This window comes from Stenotrophomonas sp. 05N37, assembly GCF_056397365.1.
Genome location: NZ_JBFTNG010000001.1, coordinates 672376 through 688081 on the forward strand (window position 1 = coordinate 672376; position 15706 = coordinate 688081).

General features: G+C 67.3%; 14 protein-coding genes. 5 read left to right on the forward strand and 9 right to left on the reverse strand.

Translation table 11 applies throughout. The features are described from left to right. The first annotated feature begins 117 nt into the window (after nt 1–117). A complete protein-coding gene (locus AC1DGC_RS03085; protein WP_259206084.1) occupies nt 118–843 on the forward strand; it encodes a response regulator in 726 nt (241 codons plus the stop codon). Between the two features lie 291 nt (nt 844–1134). Here AC1DGC_RS03085 and recO read toward each other — a convergent pair whose 3' ends face one another. The 9 genes from recO to rpoE form a co-directional block, all read right to left on the reverse strand. Beyond that, entirely contained in the window at nt 1135–1857 is a 723-nt protein-coding gene (recO, locus tag AC1DGC_RS03090) for a DNA repair protein RecO (RefSeq protein WP_259206087.1), read from the reverse strand. 67 nt (nt 1858–1924) lie between these two features. Then, entirely contained in the window at nt 1925–2821 is an 897-nt protein-coding gene (gene era / locus AC1DGC_RS03095) for a GTPase Era (RefSeq protein WP_478047187.1), read from the reverse strand. Continuing rightward, nucleotides 2818–3498: a ribonuclease III gene (rnc, locus tag AC1DGC_RS03100; RefSeq protein WP_259206094.1), complete on the reverse strand. Its 681-nt coding sequence runs from the start codon at nt 3496–3498 to the stop codon at nt 2818–2820. The genes era and rnc overlap by 4 nt, the downstream gene beginning before the upstream one ends. Beyond that, nucleotides 3488–3871, reverse strand: a complete 384-nt coding sequence (locus tag AC1DGC_RS03105) for a DUF4845 domain-containing protein (protein WP_259206096.1) — start codon at nt 3869–3871, stop codon at nt 3488–3490. Before AC1DGC_RS03105 ends, rnc begins: the two co-directional genes overlap by 11 nt. Nucleotides 3872–3903: 32 nt before the next feature. Beyond that, nucleotides 3904–4698: a signal peptidase I gene (lepB, locus tag AC1DGC_RS03110; RefSeq protein ID WP_259206103.1), complete on the reverse strand. Its 795-nt coding sequence runs from the start codon at nt 4696–4698 to the stop codon at nt 3904–3906. A gap of 99 nt (nt 4699–4797) precedes the next feature. Continuing rightward, complete coding sequence (gene lepA / locus AC1DGC_RS03115) at nt 4798–6588, reverse strand: translation elongation factor 4 (RefSeq protein ID WP_394161295.1); 1791 nt, start codon at nt 6586–6588, stop codon at nt 4798–4800. Nucleotides 6589–7115: 527 nt separating this feature from the next. Continuing rightward, nucleotides 7116–8642 carry a Do family serine endopeptidase gene (locus AC1DGC_RS03120; protein WP_449335999.1) on the reverse strand — a complete coding sequence of 509 codons (1527 nt, stop codon included), beginning with the start codon at nt 8640–8642 and terminating at the stop codon, nt 7116–7118. A gap of 98 nt (nt 8643–8740) precedes the next feature. Beyond that, the gene (locus AC1DGC_RS03125) at nt 8741–9643 is read right to left on the reverse strand and encodes a sigma-E factor negative regulatory protein (RefSeq protein ID WP_478047188.1); all 903 of its coding nucleotides are present in this window, start codon (nt 9641–9643) and stop codon (nt 8741–8743) included. A gap of 8 nt (nt 9644–9651) precedes the next feature. Further along, nucleotides 9652–10272 (reverse strand): RNA polymerase sigma factor RpoE, encoded by a 621-nt coding sequence (gene rpoE / locus AC1DGC_RS03130; protein ID WP_259206109.1) that lies wholly within the window; start codon nt 10270–10272, stop codon nt 9652–9654. Nucleotides 10273–10509: 237 nt separating this feature from the next. On the opposite strand from rpoE, the gene AC1DGC_RS03135 reads away from it, so the two are divergent. The 4 genes from AC1DGC_RS03135 to AC1DGC_RS03150 all read left to right on the forward strand — a co-directional run bounded on the left by AC1DGC_RS03135 (nt 10510) and on the right by AC1DGC_RS03150 (nt 15668). Next, nucleotides 10510–12573, forward strand: coding sequence for a 3-hydroxyacyl-CoA dehydrogenase NAD-binding domain-containing protein (locus tag AC1DGC_RS03135; RefSeq protein ID WP_394160978.1), 2064 nt, complete (start codon nt 10510–10512; stop codon nt 12571–12573). A 711-nt stretch (nt 12574–13284) separates the two neighbouring features. Continuing rightward, complete coding sequence (locus tag AC1DGC_RS03140; RefSeq protein WP_259206116.1) at nt 13285–14148, forward strand: pirin family protein; 864 nt, start codon at nt 13285–13287, stop codon at nt 14146–14148. Nucleotides 14149–14252: 104 nt separating this feature from the next. Further along, nucleotides 14253–14975, forward strand: a complete 723-nt coding sequence (aqpZ, locus tag AC1DGC_RS03145) for an aquaporin Z (RefSeq protein WP_259206118.1) — start codon at nt 14253–14255, stop codon at nt 14973–14975. A gap of 231 nt (nt 14976–15206) precedes the next feature. Next, complete coding sequence (locus tag AC1DGC_RS03150) at nt 15207–15668, forward strand: hypothetical protein (RefSeq protein WP_259206120.1); 462 nt, start codon at nt 15207–15209, stop codon at nt 15666–15668. The last annotated feature ends 38 nt before the right edge of the window (nt 15669–15706 follow it).

Consider the following 15706-nt stretch of genomic DNA (forward strand, 5'->3'; position numbering starts at 1 on the left):
AAAGGGTGCGTATTGTCGCAGATACGTGGCTCGGACTGCCGCCAACCCGGTTGGAACCGCTTGCAGCGGGCGTCGGCATGTTTAATATGGTGCATAGCTGACATGGAGGCAGCCCCAATGCAGATGACCCCGCGGGATCCCATGCCCCGATTCCTGCTCGTCGAGGACGACACCATCAGTCGCGGCTTCTTCAAGGCCGCGCTGGAGACCCTGCCCGCCGAGGTGGATACCGCCGATTCGCTGGCGTCGGCGATGGACCGCGCACGCAGCGGCCAGCACGACCTGTGGCTGATCGACGTGAACCTGCCTGACGGCAACGGCACCCAGTTGCTGGAGCAGCTGCGCCGCTCGCGGCCGGACACCCCGGCGCTGGCGCATACCGCCGACGGCGATACCAGCATGCACGCGCGCCTGCGCGATGCCGGCTTCAGCGAAACGCTGGTCAAGCCGCTCACCGGCGAACAACTGCTCAAGGCGGTGCGTCGGGCGCTGGTCAACAGCCCCGGCAGCGCCCCGTCCCCCATCGGCGGAAGCGCCGAAGGCGAACGCCAGGACTGGGACGAGATCACCGCCCTGGCGGCCCTGAATGGCCAGCGCCATCACCTGATCGCCCTGCGCGAGCTGTTCCTGGCCGAGTTGCCCGGGGTCCGCGACGCGGTCGCGCAGGCCTTGCTGCAAGAGGACGTGCGTGCGCTGCACGGGCAGTTGCACCGGCTCCAGGCCAGTTGCGGCTTCGTCGGTGCGGCGCGGCTGGCCCGGGCGGTGCGACAGTTGCACCAGGCGCCGCAGTCCAGCGGGGCGCATACCCAGTTCCGTGCGGCGGTGGAATCATTGTTGCATTGAGGACGAGGGCGAGGCCAAGGCAGCCGGGCATGGCCTGGCTCTACCGGGACCGCACTTGGCCGGGCATGGCCCGGCTCTACCGGGACTGCACGCAGCCGGGCATGGCCCGGCTCTACCGGGACTGCACGCAGCCGGGCGTGGCCCGGCTCTACCGGGACCGCACTTGGCCGGGCATGGCCCGGCTCTACCGGGATCGCACTTGGCCGGGCATGGGCTGGCTCTATCGGGACCGCACGCAGCCGGGCATGGCCCGGCTCTACCGGGCCGCGATGGCGTGCCCTTTCCGCTCGGTCAGCGGCGGCGCGACAGGTCCTCGAGCATTTCCCACGACTTCAGGCCGCGCCCGCCCAGGTGGTGCAGCAGCACCGCGCGCATGCTCCGGCGCAGGCTGGCCAGGTCGTCGGCCCCCGGCAGGCGGTCCTCGGCCAGGGCCAGCAAGGCGCTGCCGGTGGCCGTGCCCCGGCGCGGGTCGGCCCCCCGCTCGCTGAGCAGGCGGCGCGGCCCCTCCTGCGGATCCAGTTCGTAGCGGGCGGCCGGGTCGACCGGCTCGCCATCGCTGCCATGGGCCAGGTCGAAGCCGACGCCGAGGACGTCGAGCAGGTCGCGCTCGAACCGGCGCAGGGTCCAGGCCAGCGGTTCACCGTCGCGCAGCCGTTGCCGCACCAGGCCGTAGTGGTCGTAAAGCTCGGGCAGCGGATCCTGGCGGGGCGCCAGCCGCATGATCAGTTCACTGATGTAGAAGCCGGCCAGCATGGCATCGCCACCGAGCCGCGGCGCGGCATCGAGTGCCTCGGCGCCGCGCAACTGGGCCAGTTCACCGCGTTGCACGGCGCTGAAGCGGATCCACTGCAGCGGTTGCAGGGCCGCGCGCAGCGCCTGGCTGCGCGGACTGCTGACGCCACGCGCGAGCAGGCCGAGCCGGCCGTGCTGCTCGGTCAGGACTTCCACCAGCAGGCTGGTCTCCCGCCAGGCCCTGGCATGCAGCACGAAAGCGGGTTCGTCGTCGATGCGCATGGCTCAGCCGTCCACGGCAGGCAGGTGGCAGGCCGGCGGCCGTCGGTGGACGACACGCCTGCCCGGCTTATTCGTAGCCGAACGCCTTCAGCGCGGCTTCGTCGTCGGACCAGCCTTCACGCACGCGCACCCAGGTCTCCAGGAACACCTTGGCGCCGAACAGCCGTTCCATCTGCATGCGCGACTTGGCGCCGATGTCCTTCAGGCGGCTGCCGCCCTTGCCGATCACGATCGCCTTCTGGCCCTCGCGCTCGACCCAGATCACCGCGCCGATGCGCAGCAGGTTGCCGTCCTCGACGAAGCGCTCGATCTCCACCGTGGTGGCGTACGGCAGTTCCTCGCCCAGCTGACGCATCAACTGTTCGCGGACCAGTTCGCCGGCCAGGAAGCGCTGGCTGCGGTCGGTGATCTCATCTTCGCCGAACATCGGCGGCGCTTCCGGCAACAGCTTCAGCAGGTCGCGCACCAGGGCTTCCAGGCCATTGCGCTTCTGCGCCGAAATGGGATGAACGGCGGCGAACGTGCGGCCTTCGGTGACCTGCTGCAGGAACGGCAGCAGCGCGGCCTTGTCCTTCAGGCGGTCGACCTTGTTGACCACCAGCACCACCGGGATGCCCGAGTCACTGAGCACGTTGAAGGCCAGGGTGTCCTCCTCGTCCCAGCGCGCGGCTTCGATCACCAGCATGCCCGCGTCCACGCCTTCCAGCGAACCGCGCGCGGCGCGGTTCATGACCCGGTTCATGGCGCGTTTCTGCACCCGGTGCAGGCCGGGCGTGTCCACCAGCACCAACTGCCCTTCCGGGTAGCTGGCGATGCCGAGCAGCCGGTGCCGCGTGGTCTGCGGACGGTTGGACACGATGCTGACCTTGGCGCCCACCAGGGCGTTGGTCAGGGTGGATTTGCCGACGTTGGGGCGGCCGATGACCGCCACGCTGCCGCAATGATGGGAGGTTGCTTCGCTCACTTGGAATCCAGTTGCTCGAGGGCGGCCGCAGCCGCCTGTTGTTCGGCCAGCCGTCGCGAGGCACCTTCGCCTTCGGTGCTGACAGCGGGATCGGCTACGCCGCAGCGTACCCGGAAGGTCTTGGCATGGTCGTCACCCGACTCTGACAACAGCTCGTACAGCGGCAGCGTCCTCTGTCGGGCCTGCAGCCATTCCTGCAGGCGGGTCTTGGGGTCTTTCTCGGGCTTGCCGGTGGCCGGCAGCGCCTCCATCGAGGGACCGAACCAGGGCAGCACCACCTGCTGGCAGGCCGCGAAGCCGGCGTCGAGGTAGATCGCCGCCACCACCGCCTCCAGGGCGTCGGCCAGGATCGAATCGCGGCGATGGCCGCCGGTCTTCATTTCGCCAGGCCCCAGGATCAGCCGGTCGCCCAGCTCGAGGGTGCGGGCGATCACCGCCAGCGCGCCTTCGCGCACCAGTTCGGCGCGGGCACGGGTGAGCGCGCCTTCATCGGCCTTGGGCCAGCGCTGGTACAGCGCCTGGGCCACCATCATGTTGACGATGCTGTCGCCAAGGAACTCCAGCCGCTCGTTGTTCGGCGACCCGGCACTGCGATGCGTCAGGGCCTGCTGGAGCAGGCCCGGATCCTGGAAGGCGTGACCGATGCGGTCACCGCGTTGGAAAGTCTTAGTCGACACCGTTGAGGGTCAATTCCTGGTTCGTATCAAATTTGCCCACTACGTCGAGGTTGCCGATCAGTTCGCGGCGGACCTCGTAGTCGACCTTCATGTTCCAGCCACCGTCGATGCGATCGAACTTGACGTTGGCCGGCTTCACATTTTCCGAGTAGCTGATGTTCAGGCGCTTGAAGAACATGTCCTGCACGCGCGCCGGTTCCATCTTGCCCACGCCCGGCTCCTTGGCCAGGCCCTTGAGCGCCGAACGTACCGCGTAGTACTCCTGATACATCGGGAACAGCTTCATGCCGATGTACAGGCCGAAACCAATCACGATCAGCACCACCAGGAACGAGGTCAAGGTCATGCCGCGCTGCGTGTTCATCGTCTTCATTGCGTTCTCCCCAGATACGCCTGTGCCATGGATCAATTGATACCCGTACCGATCCGCGACGGCTCGAAACCGTCCTTGCAGAACCAGCCCGAGCAGTTCAGCCAGATCAGGAACGCCTTGCCGCGGAGATTTTCCTCCGGCAGCAGGCCCCAGAAGCGGCCATCATCGCTGTTGTCACGGTTGTCGCCCATCACCAGGTACTTGCCGGCCGGCACGGTCCACTGGCCTTCGCCACGCGGGTACTCGGTCTCCAGCACGGTGTGGGTGCGCCCCGGCAGGTGCTCGACCAGCAGCTGGCTGCCCTCGCCCTGGCCACGGTGACCGGCGTACAGGCCCTTGTTGTCGTATTTGACCGGCTCGCCGTTGAGGATCAGGCCGTTGCCCTGGAACACGATCTGGTCGCCCGGCACGCCGATCACGCGCTTGATGAAGTTCTCGCCCTTGGCCGGATCGTTGTCCGAATGGCCCGGGAAGTGGAACACCACCACGTCGCCACGCTTGGGCTCGCCCAGCGGCACGACCTTGGCGTTGTTCAGCGGCAGGCGCAGGCCGTAGGAGAACTTGTTGACCAGGATGAAATCGCCGATCAGCAGGTTGGGCATCATCGAGCTGGACGGGATCTTGTAGGGCTCTGCGATGAAGCTGCGCACCACCAGCACGATCGCCAGCACCGGGAAGAACGCGCGCGCGTAGTCCACCAGCACCGGCTCGGTGTCCAGCAGCGAAGCACGGGCGGCACGCCGTTTGGCGAAGTACAGGCGGTCGGCCAGCAGGACCAGGCCCGAGCCCAGCGTCAATACGACCAGGAGGATCTCAAACAATTTCATGCAGTGTCCTTGGGAACGGTTGCAGCGGTGCGGATGCCTGTCCTGCGCGCCCGGCGGCACCAGGGCGGTGCCGCGCGGCGCGGGAGATGCCGTCCAGCCTTACTTGTCCATCTGCAGCACGGCCAGGAAGGCTTCCTGCGGGATTTCCACGCGGCCGACCTGCTTCATGCGCTTCTTGCCTTCCTTCTGCTTCTCCAACAGCTTCTTCTTGCGCGAAACGTCGCCACCATAGCACTTGGCCAGCACGTTCTTGCGCATGGCCTTGACCGTGGTGCGGGAGATGATCTGCGAGCCGACGGCGGCCTGGATCGCCACGTCGAACTGCTGGCGCGGGATCAGTTCCTTCATCTTCTCGCACAGCTCGCGGCCGCGGCGGTCGGCATGGCTGCGGTGCACGATCAGCGACAGTGCGTCGACCTTGTCGCCATTGATCAGCACGTCCACGCGGACGAACGGGCCGGCATCGAAGCGCACGAAGTGGTAATCCAGCGAGGCGTAGCCCCGGCTGACCGACTTGAGCTTGTCGAAGAAGTCCAGCACCACCTCGGCCATCGGCAGCTCATAGCTGATCTGCACCTGGCTGCCCAGGTAGTTGATGCCGATCTGGCTGCCGCGCTTCTCTTCGCACAGCTTGATGATGTTGCCGATGTACTCCTCGGGGGTGAGCACGTTGGCACGGATGATCGGCTCGCGGATCTCCTGCACATGGTTCACCGGCGGCAGCTTGGCCGGGTTGTCCATGTTGATGATCGTGCCGTCGGTCTTGAGCACCTCGTAGACCACGGTCGGCGCGGTGCTGATCAGGTCCAGGTTGTACTCGCGCTCCAGGCGCTCCTGTACGATTTCCATGTGCAGCATGCCCAGGAAGCCGCAACGGAAGCCGAAGCCCATCGCCTCGGAGCTTTCCGGCTCGAAGCGCAGCGCCGCGTCGTTCAGGCGCAGCTTGTCCAGCGCCTCGCGCAGATCCGGGTAGTCCTCGGCGTCGACCGGGAACAGGCCGGCGAACACGCGCGGCTGCATTTCCTGGAAGCCCGGCAGCGGCTTGGCGGCCGGGTCGGCGGCCAGGGTCAGGGTGTCGCCCACCGGCGCGCCGTGCACGTCCTTGATGCTGGCCGTGACCCAGCCCACTTCACCGGCACGCAGCGCCGGCAGCACCTTGCGCTTGGGGGTGAACACGCCGACGTTGTCGACCTGGTGGGTGCGGCCGGTGGACATCACCTGCAGCTTGTCGCCGGCCTTGATCTGGCCCTGCATCACGCGCACCAGCGAGACCACGCCTAGGTAGTTGTCGAACCACGAGTCGATGATCAGCGCCTGCAGCTTGTCGGTATCGCGCGGCACCGGCGGCGGGATGCGCTGCACGATCGCCTCCAGCACGTCGACCACGTTCAGGCCGGTCTTGGCACTGACCGCGACCGCGTCGGTGGCGTCGATGCCGATGACGGCCTCGATCTCGGCCTTGGCCCGGTCGATGTCGGCGGTGGGCAGGTCGATCTTGTTGATCACCGGCACCACTTCCAGCCCCTGCTCGACCGCCGTGTAGCAGTTGGCGACCGACTGCGCTTCCACGCCCTGGGCCGCATCGACCACCAGCAGCGCGCCTTCGCAGGCGGCCAGCGAGCGGCTGACTTCATAGGAGAAGTCGACGTGCCCGGGGGTGTCGATGAAGTTCAGGTGGTAGGTCTGGCCGTCTTTGGCGACATACGGCAGCGAGACCGACTGGGCCTTGATGGTGATGCCACGCTCGCGCTCGATCGGGTTGGAGTCGAGCACCTGCGCCTCCATTTCGCGGGCCTGGAGGCCGCCGCAAAGCTGGATGATGCGATCGGCCAGCGTGGACTTGCCGTGGTCGACGTGGGCGATGATGGAGAAGTTGCGGATGAACCGCATCGAATCAGAAGACATAGGTGGCGGCGGCGCGTCGCGTCGTCAGGATGACTGCGCATTGTCGCACATCTCTCTCGGGCCAAGAGCCCGCCCCCCCCACACTCTCCCCCGCCCCCTCTCAAGCGGACGGAGGGGGCCAGACAAGCGCTCCAGTGCACCAACACGACCCAGCCAGGGTCGAAGTCAATGAATCCTCAATAATCTATAAAAATCAACAATTTGAACCAAGGATCCGGGCATATTAAACATTGATTGCCGCACGTTTACGGCACCTGGCCATCAAACAACCGACAGGACTCAACAATGAAAAAGCGCAAAATTGCCCTCGTTGCGATTTTAGCCCTCAGCGCGACAGCACCTGTAAGTTCGTTCGCCCGAATATACAAAATCTGTGACTTCCACGAGTGCTGCTTTATCGACAGCAGCGGGAACGGCCACTGCGTTCCAAACAATACCCAGGCCTGAGCTCAGAGGAGCATAAAAAAATGGCAATGGCGCGGAACCTCACGCGCCATTGCCGATTCAGGCCCTCAGTTGATGCTGACCGCCACGAAGCGGCTTGCACCTTCCTGAGGGTAATGAACCAACAGGACTACCGCATCTCCTTTCCTGGCATCTTTCACAAGGTTGCTGAAGTGAGCGGCGTTTTCGACCTTGACCCTTCCAACCTGCGTGATAATCAGCCCCGATCGAAGCCCAGCCTTCTCCGCTGCGCCAGTGACGCTTGAAATCCTGACCCCGCCCGCCTTCAGCCCGAGATTCCTGCGGGTGACTTCATCAATGTCAGTCACTGCCAATCCCATCTGATTGGCAACGGAAGCTCTGGATTCTGGCGTAGCCTCGCCATCACGCGCGCCGCGCTGAGCGGCCGTAGCCTCCGCGCCGACCATGACGGTAAACTCGCGCGATTTCCCGCCACGAATGACCCCCAACACCGCTTTCGAACCAGGCGCCATCATGCCAATCATCGGCGGCACCTGAGACGAGTCCCGGATCGTCTGACCGTTTACCGAACGGACGACATCAAGCTGCTGCAAGCCGGCTTTGTCGCTTGGGCTCCCCGGCACCACCTCATTGATCAAAGCCCCCTGTGTATCGGGCAGACCCAATCCTTCCGCCATAGTGGCATCAATGGGACGTGGATCCAGCGCGATACCGATTTGCCCCCTGACTACCCGGCCGCTCTTCTTGATCTGCTCCACCGCGCCCATCGCCAGGTCGATCGGGATCGCGAAGCTGATGCCCATGTAGCCGCCGGACGCAGAGAAGATCTGCGAATTGATGCCGACCACTTCGCCGCGGGTATTGAGCAGTGGACCGCCCGAATTGCCCTGGTTGATGGCCACGTCGGTCTGGATGAACGGCACGTAGCGCTGATCCGCACCACCGGTGCTGCGCCCGACCGCGCTTACCACGCCGGCGGTGACCGAGTGATCCAGGCCGAACGGCGAGCCGATCGCGACCACCCACTGCCCCGGCTTGAGCGTATTGGAATCGCCGACGCGCACGGTCGGCAGGTTCTTGCCGTCGATCTTGAGCAGGGCCACGTCGTACTGCTGGTCGCTGCCGACCACCTTGGCGGTGAACTCGCGGCGGTCGCCGAGCTTGACCTTCACTTCGCTGGCATCGGCGACCACGTGGTAGTTGGTCAGCACGTAGCCGTCGGCGGAGATGATGAAGCCCGAGCCCATGCCACGGCCCTGGATGCGCGGACTGTCGTCCTGGCCACCGGGGCCCTGCCCCGGCATCTGGAAGTCCGGGCCGAAGAAGCGCCGGAAGAATTCGGGCATCTCATCGTCGCCCCCCGGGCCCATGCCGCGGGCCGGGCGGTTGCTGCGCACGATGGTGGTTTCGACGTTGACCACGCCGGGACCGACCTGTTCGACCAGGTTGGTGAAGTCCGGCAGGCCGCTGACCAGCTGCGGCGCGGGGGCGCGCGGCGCGGCGGCGGGGGCCGGGGCGGCGGGAGCGGCAGGTGCCGGCGCCTGGGCGCAGGCCATCAACGGCAGGGTCAGGGCCAGCAGGGTCATGGCCTGGCTACGCATGCGGGGAGTCATCGGGCGTCAGCCTCCGGATCGGGACGTGGGAAAAGCGGGGCCGTTCCGGCCAGGTGGCCGGACACGGGGGGAGCGGGAACGGGGCGCGACGGCAGGACTCAGTCGCGATGCCGGCGCGGCGCGGGGGCGGCCGGGTCGACCTCCTGCAGGCGCGGCTCGAACGGGTAGAACGCGGCCTGCGGCTCCTGCGTGGAGAAACTCGCATTGAGCGCCCCACCGGCGGCCGGGGCCAGGGTCGAGCGCGGCCACGGCTTGGCCTGCAGGCTGGCGACGTCGCCGAACGGCAGCTGTCGGGCCGTGGCCGTAGCGACCGGAAGGCCGGGCGCCAGCGGCGTCTGGCTGGCCAGTGCGCGTTGCGGCTCGGCACTCCGCTCGGCGGCACTGCGCGCGGCCTGCTGGGTGCGCGTGGCGCTGGCGCGACGGACCGCGGCCACCTCCTGGCGGCGGCCAGCCGCGGCGACTGCCGCCGCCGGCACCGCGGCCACCGCCACGGCGGACTGCACCGGCGCAGGCGGCGATGCCGGGGCCGGAGTCGGCGCCGGGGTCGGCCGTTCCGCCTGGCTGGCGATGACGGTGGTGGCCGCCGGTTGCAGCGGGGTCGGCGCCGGCAACTGCTCGCGGGTCATGAACATCGCCACTGCCGCCACCGATGCGGCCAGGGCGGCGCCACCGCCCCACCGCCGCCAACCACTGCGGCGGACCTCGCTGCGGCGTTCGGCATCGGGGCTGACGCGCTGCGGAAGCGGCTCCTCGGCCACGGCCAGGCGCACACGCCCGGCAAAGTCCAGCGGTGCCGGCGCGCAGGCCTGGCCGCGCAGCACGTCGCCCAGCAGCTGCCAGCGCTCGTGGCAGCCGGCCAGGGCATCGTCGTGCTCGAGCCGGCGCAGCATGAAGCGCGCCTCGTCGGCCGACAGCTCGCCGTCGATCAAGGCCGACAACTGCTGTCGGTTATGGGCATCAAGTTTGTCCGGCGCGGCGCCGGTGGATCCAGGGGTAGGCATGTGTTGGCTCATACGCGGCTCTTCTCGCGGGTGGCACTGCCGATGTCCAGCAGTGGCCGAAGTTCGGTGTCGATCGCCTCGCGCGCACGGAAAATCCGCGAGCGCACGGTGCCGATCGGGCACCCCATCTTCTGCGCGATCTCGTCATAGCTCAGCCCATCCACCTCGCGCAGGGTGATGGCCGATCGCAGTTCTTCCGGCAGCGCCGAGACGGCCTTCATCACCGTCTGTTCCAGCTCCTGGCGCATCAACTCGCGTTCCGGCGTGTCGGTGTCGCGCAGGCGGGTACCGCTGTCGAACTGCTCGGCGTCCCCGATGTCGATGTCATCGGTAGGCGGGCGGCGGTTGTGGGCGGCGAGATGGTTCTTGGCAGTGTTCACGGCAATCCGGTGCAACCAGGTATAGAACTGGGCATCGCCACGGAAACTTCCGATCGCGCGATACGCGCGGACGAACGTGTCCTGGGCGACGTCCTGACATTCACTCCAGTCGGCGATGTAGCGCCCGATCAGTGCCACGATCCGATGCTGGTACTTGCGCACCAGGACATCGAACGCCGCACTCTCGCCGCGCTGCACGCGCCGGACCAGCTCCAGGTCCAGCTCCTGTGGTGTTTCAACCTCGGCCATGTGGGGCCGCACTCCTGTCAGCCCGACCGACGTCGAGCAATGAGACTGCCAATCCCGGGAAAAGTTCAGCGACCGATCACACGACGCCGCACCAGCTTTTAACCACCGTTCCGTTAAGGTTCCCGTTCACGGCAATGATCCGGGCCTGCCCTTCCCCAGCTATAGGGATTTGACGGGGAGGAAACAACCTCTGGATCATAGCCCCCTTCTCCATACACAACCGGATGGAACGTCCCCATGCTTTCAGGCTTCGATGGGCTCCGCTTCGCACATTGGCACCCGCAGATCCGTGATGATGGTGTCGTGGTGCTCAGCCTCGACCGCCAGGACAGCAGCGTCAACGCCATGTCCCAGGACGTGTTGCTGGAACTGGGTGACCTGATCGAACGGATCGGCATGGACCCGCCCAAGGCGGTGGTGATCCAGTCGATCAAGCCGGCGGGGTTCATCGCCGGTGCCGACCTGAAGGAGTTCCAGGAATTCGACCGCCGCGGCACCGTCAACGACGCCATCCGCCGCGGCCAGAGCACGTACCAGAAGCTGGCCGAACTGCCCTGCCCGACCGTGGCGGCCATCCACGGGCACTGCCTGGGCGGCGGCACCGAACTGGCCCTGGCCTGCCGCTACCGGGTGGCCTCCAATGACGCTTCCACCCGCATCGGCCTGCCTGAAACCCAGCTCGGCATCTTCCCCGGCTGGGGGGGCAGCTCGCGCCTGCCGCAGCTGGTGGGCGCTCCGGCGGCGATGGACATGATGCTGACCGGCCGCACCCTGTCGGCATCGGCCGCGCGCGGCATCGGCCTGGTCGACAAGGTCGTCGCCCCGGCGGTGCTGCTGGATACGGCGGTGGCCCTGGCGCTGACCGGGACCACCCGCCCGTTCAAGCAGCGCGCGACCGCCTGGGCAACCAACACCTGGCTGGCGCGCAAGCTGCTGGCGCCGCAGATGGCCAAGCAGGTCGCGCGCAAGGCGAAGAAGGACCACTACCCGGCGCCGTACGCGCTGATCAACACCTGGGCACGCACGGGGGGCAGCCCGATCCAGGTGCGCCTGGACGCCGAGCGCCGCGCGGTCGTGAAGCTGGCCAGCACGCCCACCGCACGCAACCTGATCCGGATCTTCTTCCTCACCGAACGCCTCAAGGCACTCGGTGGCAAGGACCACGGCATCCGCCACGTGCACGTGGTCGGTGCCGGCGTGATGGGCGGCGACATCGCCGCGTGGTCGGCCTTCAAGGGCTTCAACGTGACCCTGCAGGACCGCGAGCAGCGCTTCATCGATCCGGCGATGGAACGTGCGCAGGCGCTGTTTGCCAAGAAGGTGAAGGACGACAGCAAGCGCCCGGCCGTGGCCGCCCGGCTCAAGGCCGACCTGGCCGGCGAAGGCGTGGCCCTGGCCGACCTGGTGATCGAGGCGATCATCGAGGATCCGCAGGCCAAGCGGTCGCTGTACCAGACGCTGGAGCCGAAGATGAAGGCCGACGCGCTGCTGACCACCAATACCTCCTCGATTCCGCTGATCGAACTGCGCGACCACATCGAGCGCCCGGCGCAGTTTGCCGGCCTGCACTACTTCAATCCGGTCGCGCAGATGCCGCTGGTGGAGATCATCCATCACGACGGGATGGCGCCTGAAACAGAGCGCCGCCTGGCCGCGTTCTGCAAGGCACTGGGCAAGTTCCCGGTGCCGGTGGCGGGCACCCCGGGCTTCCTGGTCAACCGCGTGCTGTTCCCGTACATGCTGGAAGCGGCCACCGCGTACGCCGAGGGCATTCCCGGTCCGGTCATCGACAAGGCGGCAGTGAAGTTCGGCATGCCAATGGGCCCGATCGAACTGCTCGACACCGTAGGCCTGGACGTGGCCGCAGGCGTGGGCAAGGAACTGGCCCCCTTCCTGGGGCTGCAGATTCCGGCTGCGCTGCAGACTGTCGAGCAGGGCAAGCGCGGGAAGAAGGATGGTCAGGGCATCTATAAGTGGGAAAACGGGCGCGCGCAGAAGCCCGACGTGCCGGCCAACTACCAGGCCCCCGCCGACCTGGAAGACCGGCTGATCTTGCCGCTGCTCAACGAAGCGGTGGCGTGCCTGCATGACGGGGTGGTCGCCGATGCCGACCTGCTGGATGCCGGCGTGATCTTCGGCACCGGTTTCGCGCCGTTCCGCGGCGGTCCGATCCAGTACATCCGCGCCACCGGCGCCGATGCGCTGGTGGAGCGTTTGAAGGTGCTGCAGCAGCGTCACGGCGATCGCTTCGCCCCGCGCCCGGGCTGGGACGATGCCGTGTTGCGCGAGCCGGCGGTCTGAGTTTCCTGCCGACAACGATGCACTGACGACGCCACCGAAAGGTGGCGTTGTTTTTGGTTCTTCTCCCACTGGAGAGGAATCTTGTTCCAACGGCAGCAGAGGGCGCACGGCGATGTGGGCGTCATCGGGTAGTGAGGCGTAGTGAGACTGCGGTGGCGTCTCCGCTCGGGTCTGCCGCGAGCGTCGGGGACCCGTCGCGGCCGGTAGGCGCTTGGTGCAAATGTCCCCCGGCCGCGGGGTGGCCTCCTGCCTTGCTTTTGGTTCTTCTCCCACCTGAGGGAAGCGTCTTGTTGCAAGGGCGTTCGCAGAGTCGGCACGACGCGCGGGTGGACGAGCAGTGCCGGGCTCTGTCTTCGCTCGGGTCTGTCGCGAGCGTGAGGGGCCCCGTAGCAGCCGGTAGGCCCCTGGCGCAAATGTCCCCCGGCCGCGGGGCGGCCTCCTCCTTTATTTTGCCCAGGGGCCTACCGGCTGCTACGGGGCTCGCTTGCGGTACGTATGGGGGAAACCAGGCTCATCTGGTCCCAGCGCCCGATCCACCCACCGCCGCGCCTGGAAAGCGTCAACGCACGCCTCCACTTGCCATGCGGAAGGCAGAAGAACGCTGATTTTTTTGGGGCGCCCAGCGCAACACCCTGTTACCCGGGTGGGGCATGCGGCGGCCCCGCCTGCGTGCCATCCTGCACGCCTGCCCACGCCAGCGAGAAAGCCCGCATGACCACCATCATCGCCCCCCGCGTCCACGACATCGGCGGCCTGCAGGTGCGCCGCGCCGTGCCCACCCTGCAGGCGCGCAGCGTCGGCCCGTTCGTGTTCGTCGACCAGATGGGCCCGGCCGTCCTCGCCCCCGGCACCGGCATCGATGTCCGCCCGCACCCGCATATCGGCCTGGCCACCGTCACCTTCCTCTGGTCCGGTGCTATCGGCCACCGCGACACCCTCGGCTCGGACCAGGTGATCCGCCCCGGCGACGTCAACTGGATGACCGCCGGCCGCGGCATCGCCCACTCCGAACGTACCCCGCCGCCGGAACGCGAACACGACCACCCCATCCACGGTATGCAGACCTGGCTGGCCCTGCCCAAAAGCGCCGAAGAAACCGACCCGGCGTTCTACCACCATGCCGCCGCCACCCTGCCCCAGCAGCGCCGCGACGGCGCCTGGCTGCGCATCATCGCCGGCCGAGCCTACGGCGAGGAATCCCCGGTGAAGGTGTTCGCCGACACCCTCAACGTGGCCATCGACCTGGACCCCGGTGCGGAAATCGATCTGGACACCGGCCACGTGGAGCGCTCGCTCTACATCCTTGAAGGCGAAGCGCAGCTGGACGGCGTGGACCTGCCTGCCCAGCACCTGATCATCCCCGAGCACAATGCGCGCGGCCGCCTGCGCGCCAAGACCCCGGTGAAGGCGATGCTGATGGGGGGCGAGCCGCTCGATGCCCCGCGCCATCTGTGGTGGAACTTCGTCTCCAGCTCGCAGGAGCGCATCGAACAGGCCAAACAGGACTGGGACGCGGGCCGCTTCGGCACCATCCCCGGCGACGACAAGGAATTCATTCCGCTGCCCAGCTACTGAGCGGACAACCGTTGGTCGGCGCCTTGACGGCGCCTTCACCCACATGAACCGTTATTCAGCTACGTTCTGCCTGCCCGACCCGGGCATCTCGTGGAGAACGATCGATGAGCATGGGCAAACGTCTGGCCGCGGAGTTCCTCGGCACGTTCTGGCTGGTCCTTGGCGGCTGCGGCAGCGCCGTGCTGGCGGCCAAGTTCGGCGGTGATGGCAATCCGCTGGGCATCGGTTTCCTTGGCGTGGCACTGGCCTTCGGCCTGACCGTACTGACCGGCGCCTACGCGTTCGGCCACGTCTCCGGCGCGCACTTCAACCCGGCGGTCAGCGTGGGCCTGTGGGCCGGCGGCCGCTTCCCCGCCCGCGACCTGCTGCCCTACATCGTCGCCCAGGTGCTGGGCGGACTGCTCGCCGGCGCCATCCTCCTGCAGATTGCCTCCGGCGCGCCCGGCTTCGCCATCGATGGCAGCCAGGCCGGTGCGTTTGCCAGCAATGGCTACGGCGCGCTCTCGCCCGGCGGCTACAGCGTGGCCGCCGCGTTCCTGTGCGAAGTGGTGCTCACCGCCGTGTTCCTGGTGGTGATCATGGGCGCCACCCACGGCAAGGCCCCGGCAGGTTTCGCGCCGATCGCCATCGGCCTGGCCCTGACCCTGATCCACCTGATCAGCATCCCGGTGACCAACACCTCGGTAAACCCGGCCCGCTCCACCGCCGTGGCCGTCTTTGCCGGCAGTGGTGCGCTGGGCCAGCTGTGGCTGTTCTGGCTGGCCCCGTTGCTGGGCGGGATGATCGGCGGCATCGCCTACAAGTGGATCGGGGCAGAGCCGCGCTGAGTGTTTCCGGCCGGGGGCCGCCTGGGGCTCCCGGCCACCATTGGGATCACTTGAAACGGTTATTTGTAGATCCAGTCACATTCCGTTAAGGTCAGAATCACCGCGTCGTCACTTGGCAGACGGGGGGTTCCGGACGCGCACGGGGATGGCGCACTGTCGGCATGGGTTGTCTGCGGCCACCGGAATCACCTGCCAGGCGACCGTGCGGCCATTCCGACCTTGGGGGAACCAATGAACATCCTGCGCGCTGCCCTGTGCCTGAGCCTGTCGTTGTCCGCTGCGGCCGCGTCGGCCCAGTCGCCGACCGAATGTCCGTCCCTTCCCGCCAGCAGCGGCCTGCAATGGCAGCAGCAGGCGCAAGCCGATTTCCTGCTGTGCAAGGCCACCACCGGCGACGGTCGCGAGGTGTTGAGCCTGCTGCTCAGCGCGCGCAACCCGGACGTGCCGCTGACCCGGCCACTGCGCCAGGAAAAAGGCGTGTTCGCGGGCGAATCGCTGTACTGGTACCAGCCCGACCTGGGCGGCCAGGAGCCCCCGGGCTATGCAAACCGCCGCATCACGGTGGTGAAATTCGACAAGAACCGCTACGCGCAGATCTCGCTGTACGCCGGCGATGCGCAGGAGCTGGGTTCGCTGCAGACATTGACCCAGGGCATGAACCTGAACCCGACGGCGGTTGCCGCAGGGCGCTGACGGGGATGGGGATGACGCCGCCATCCCCGCGCGTCCCC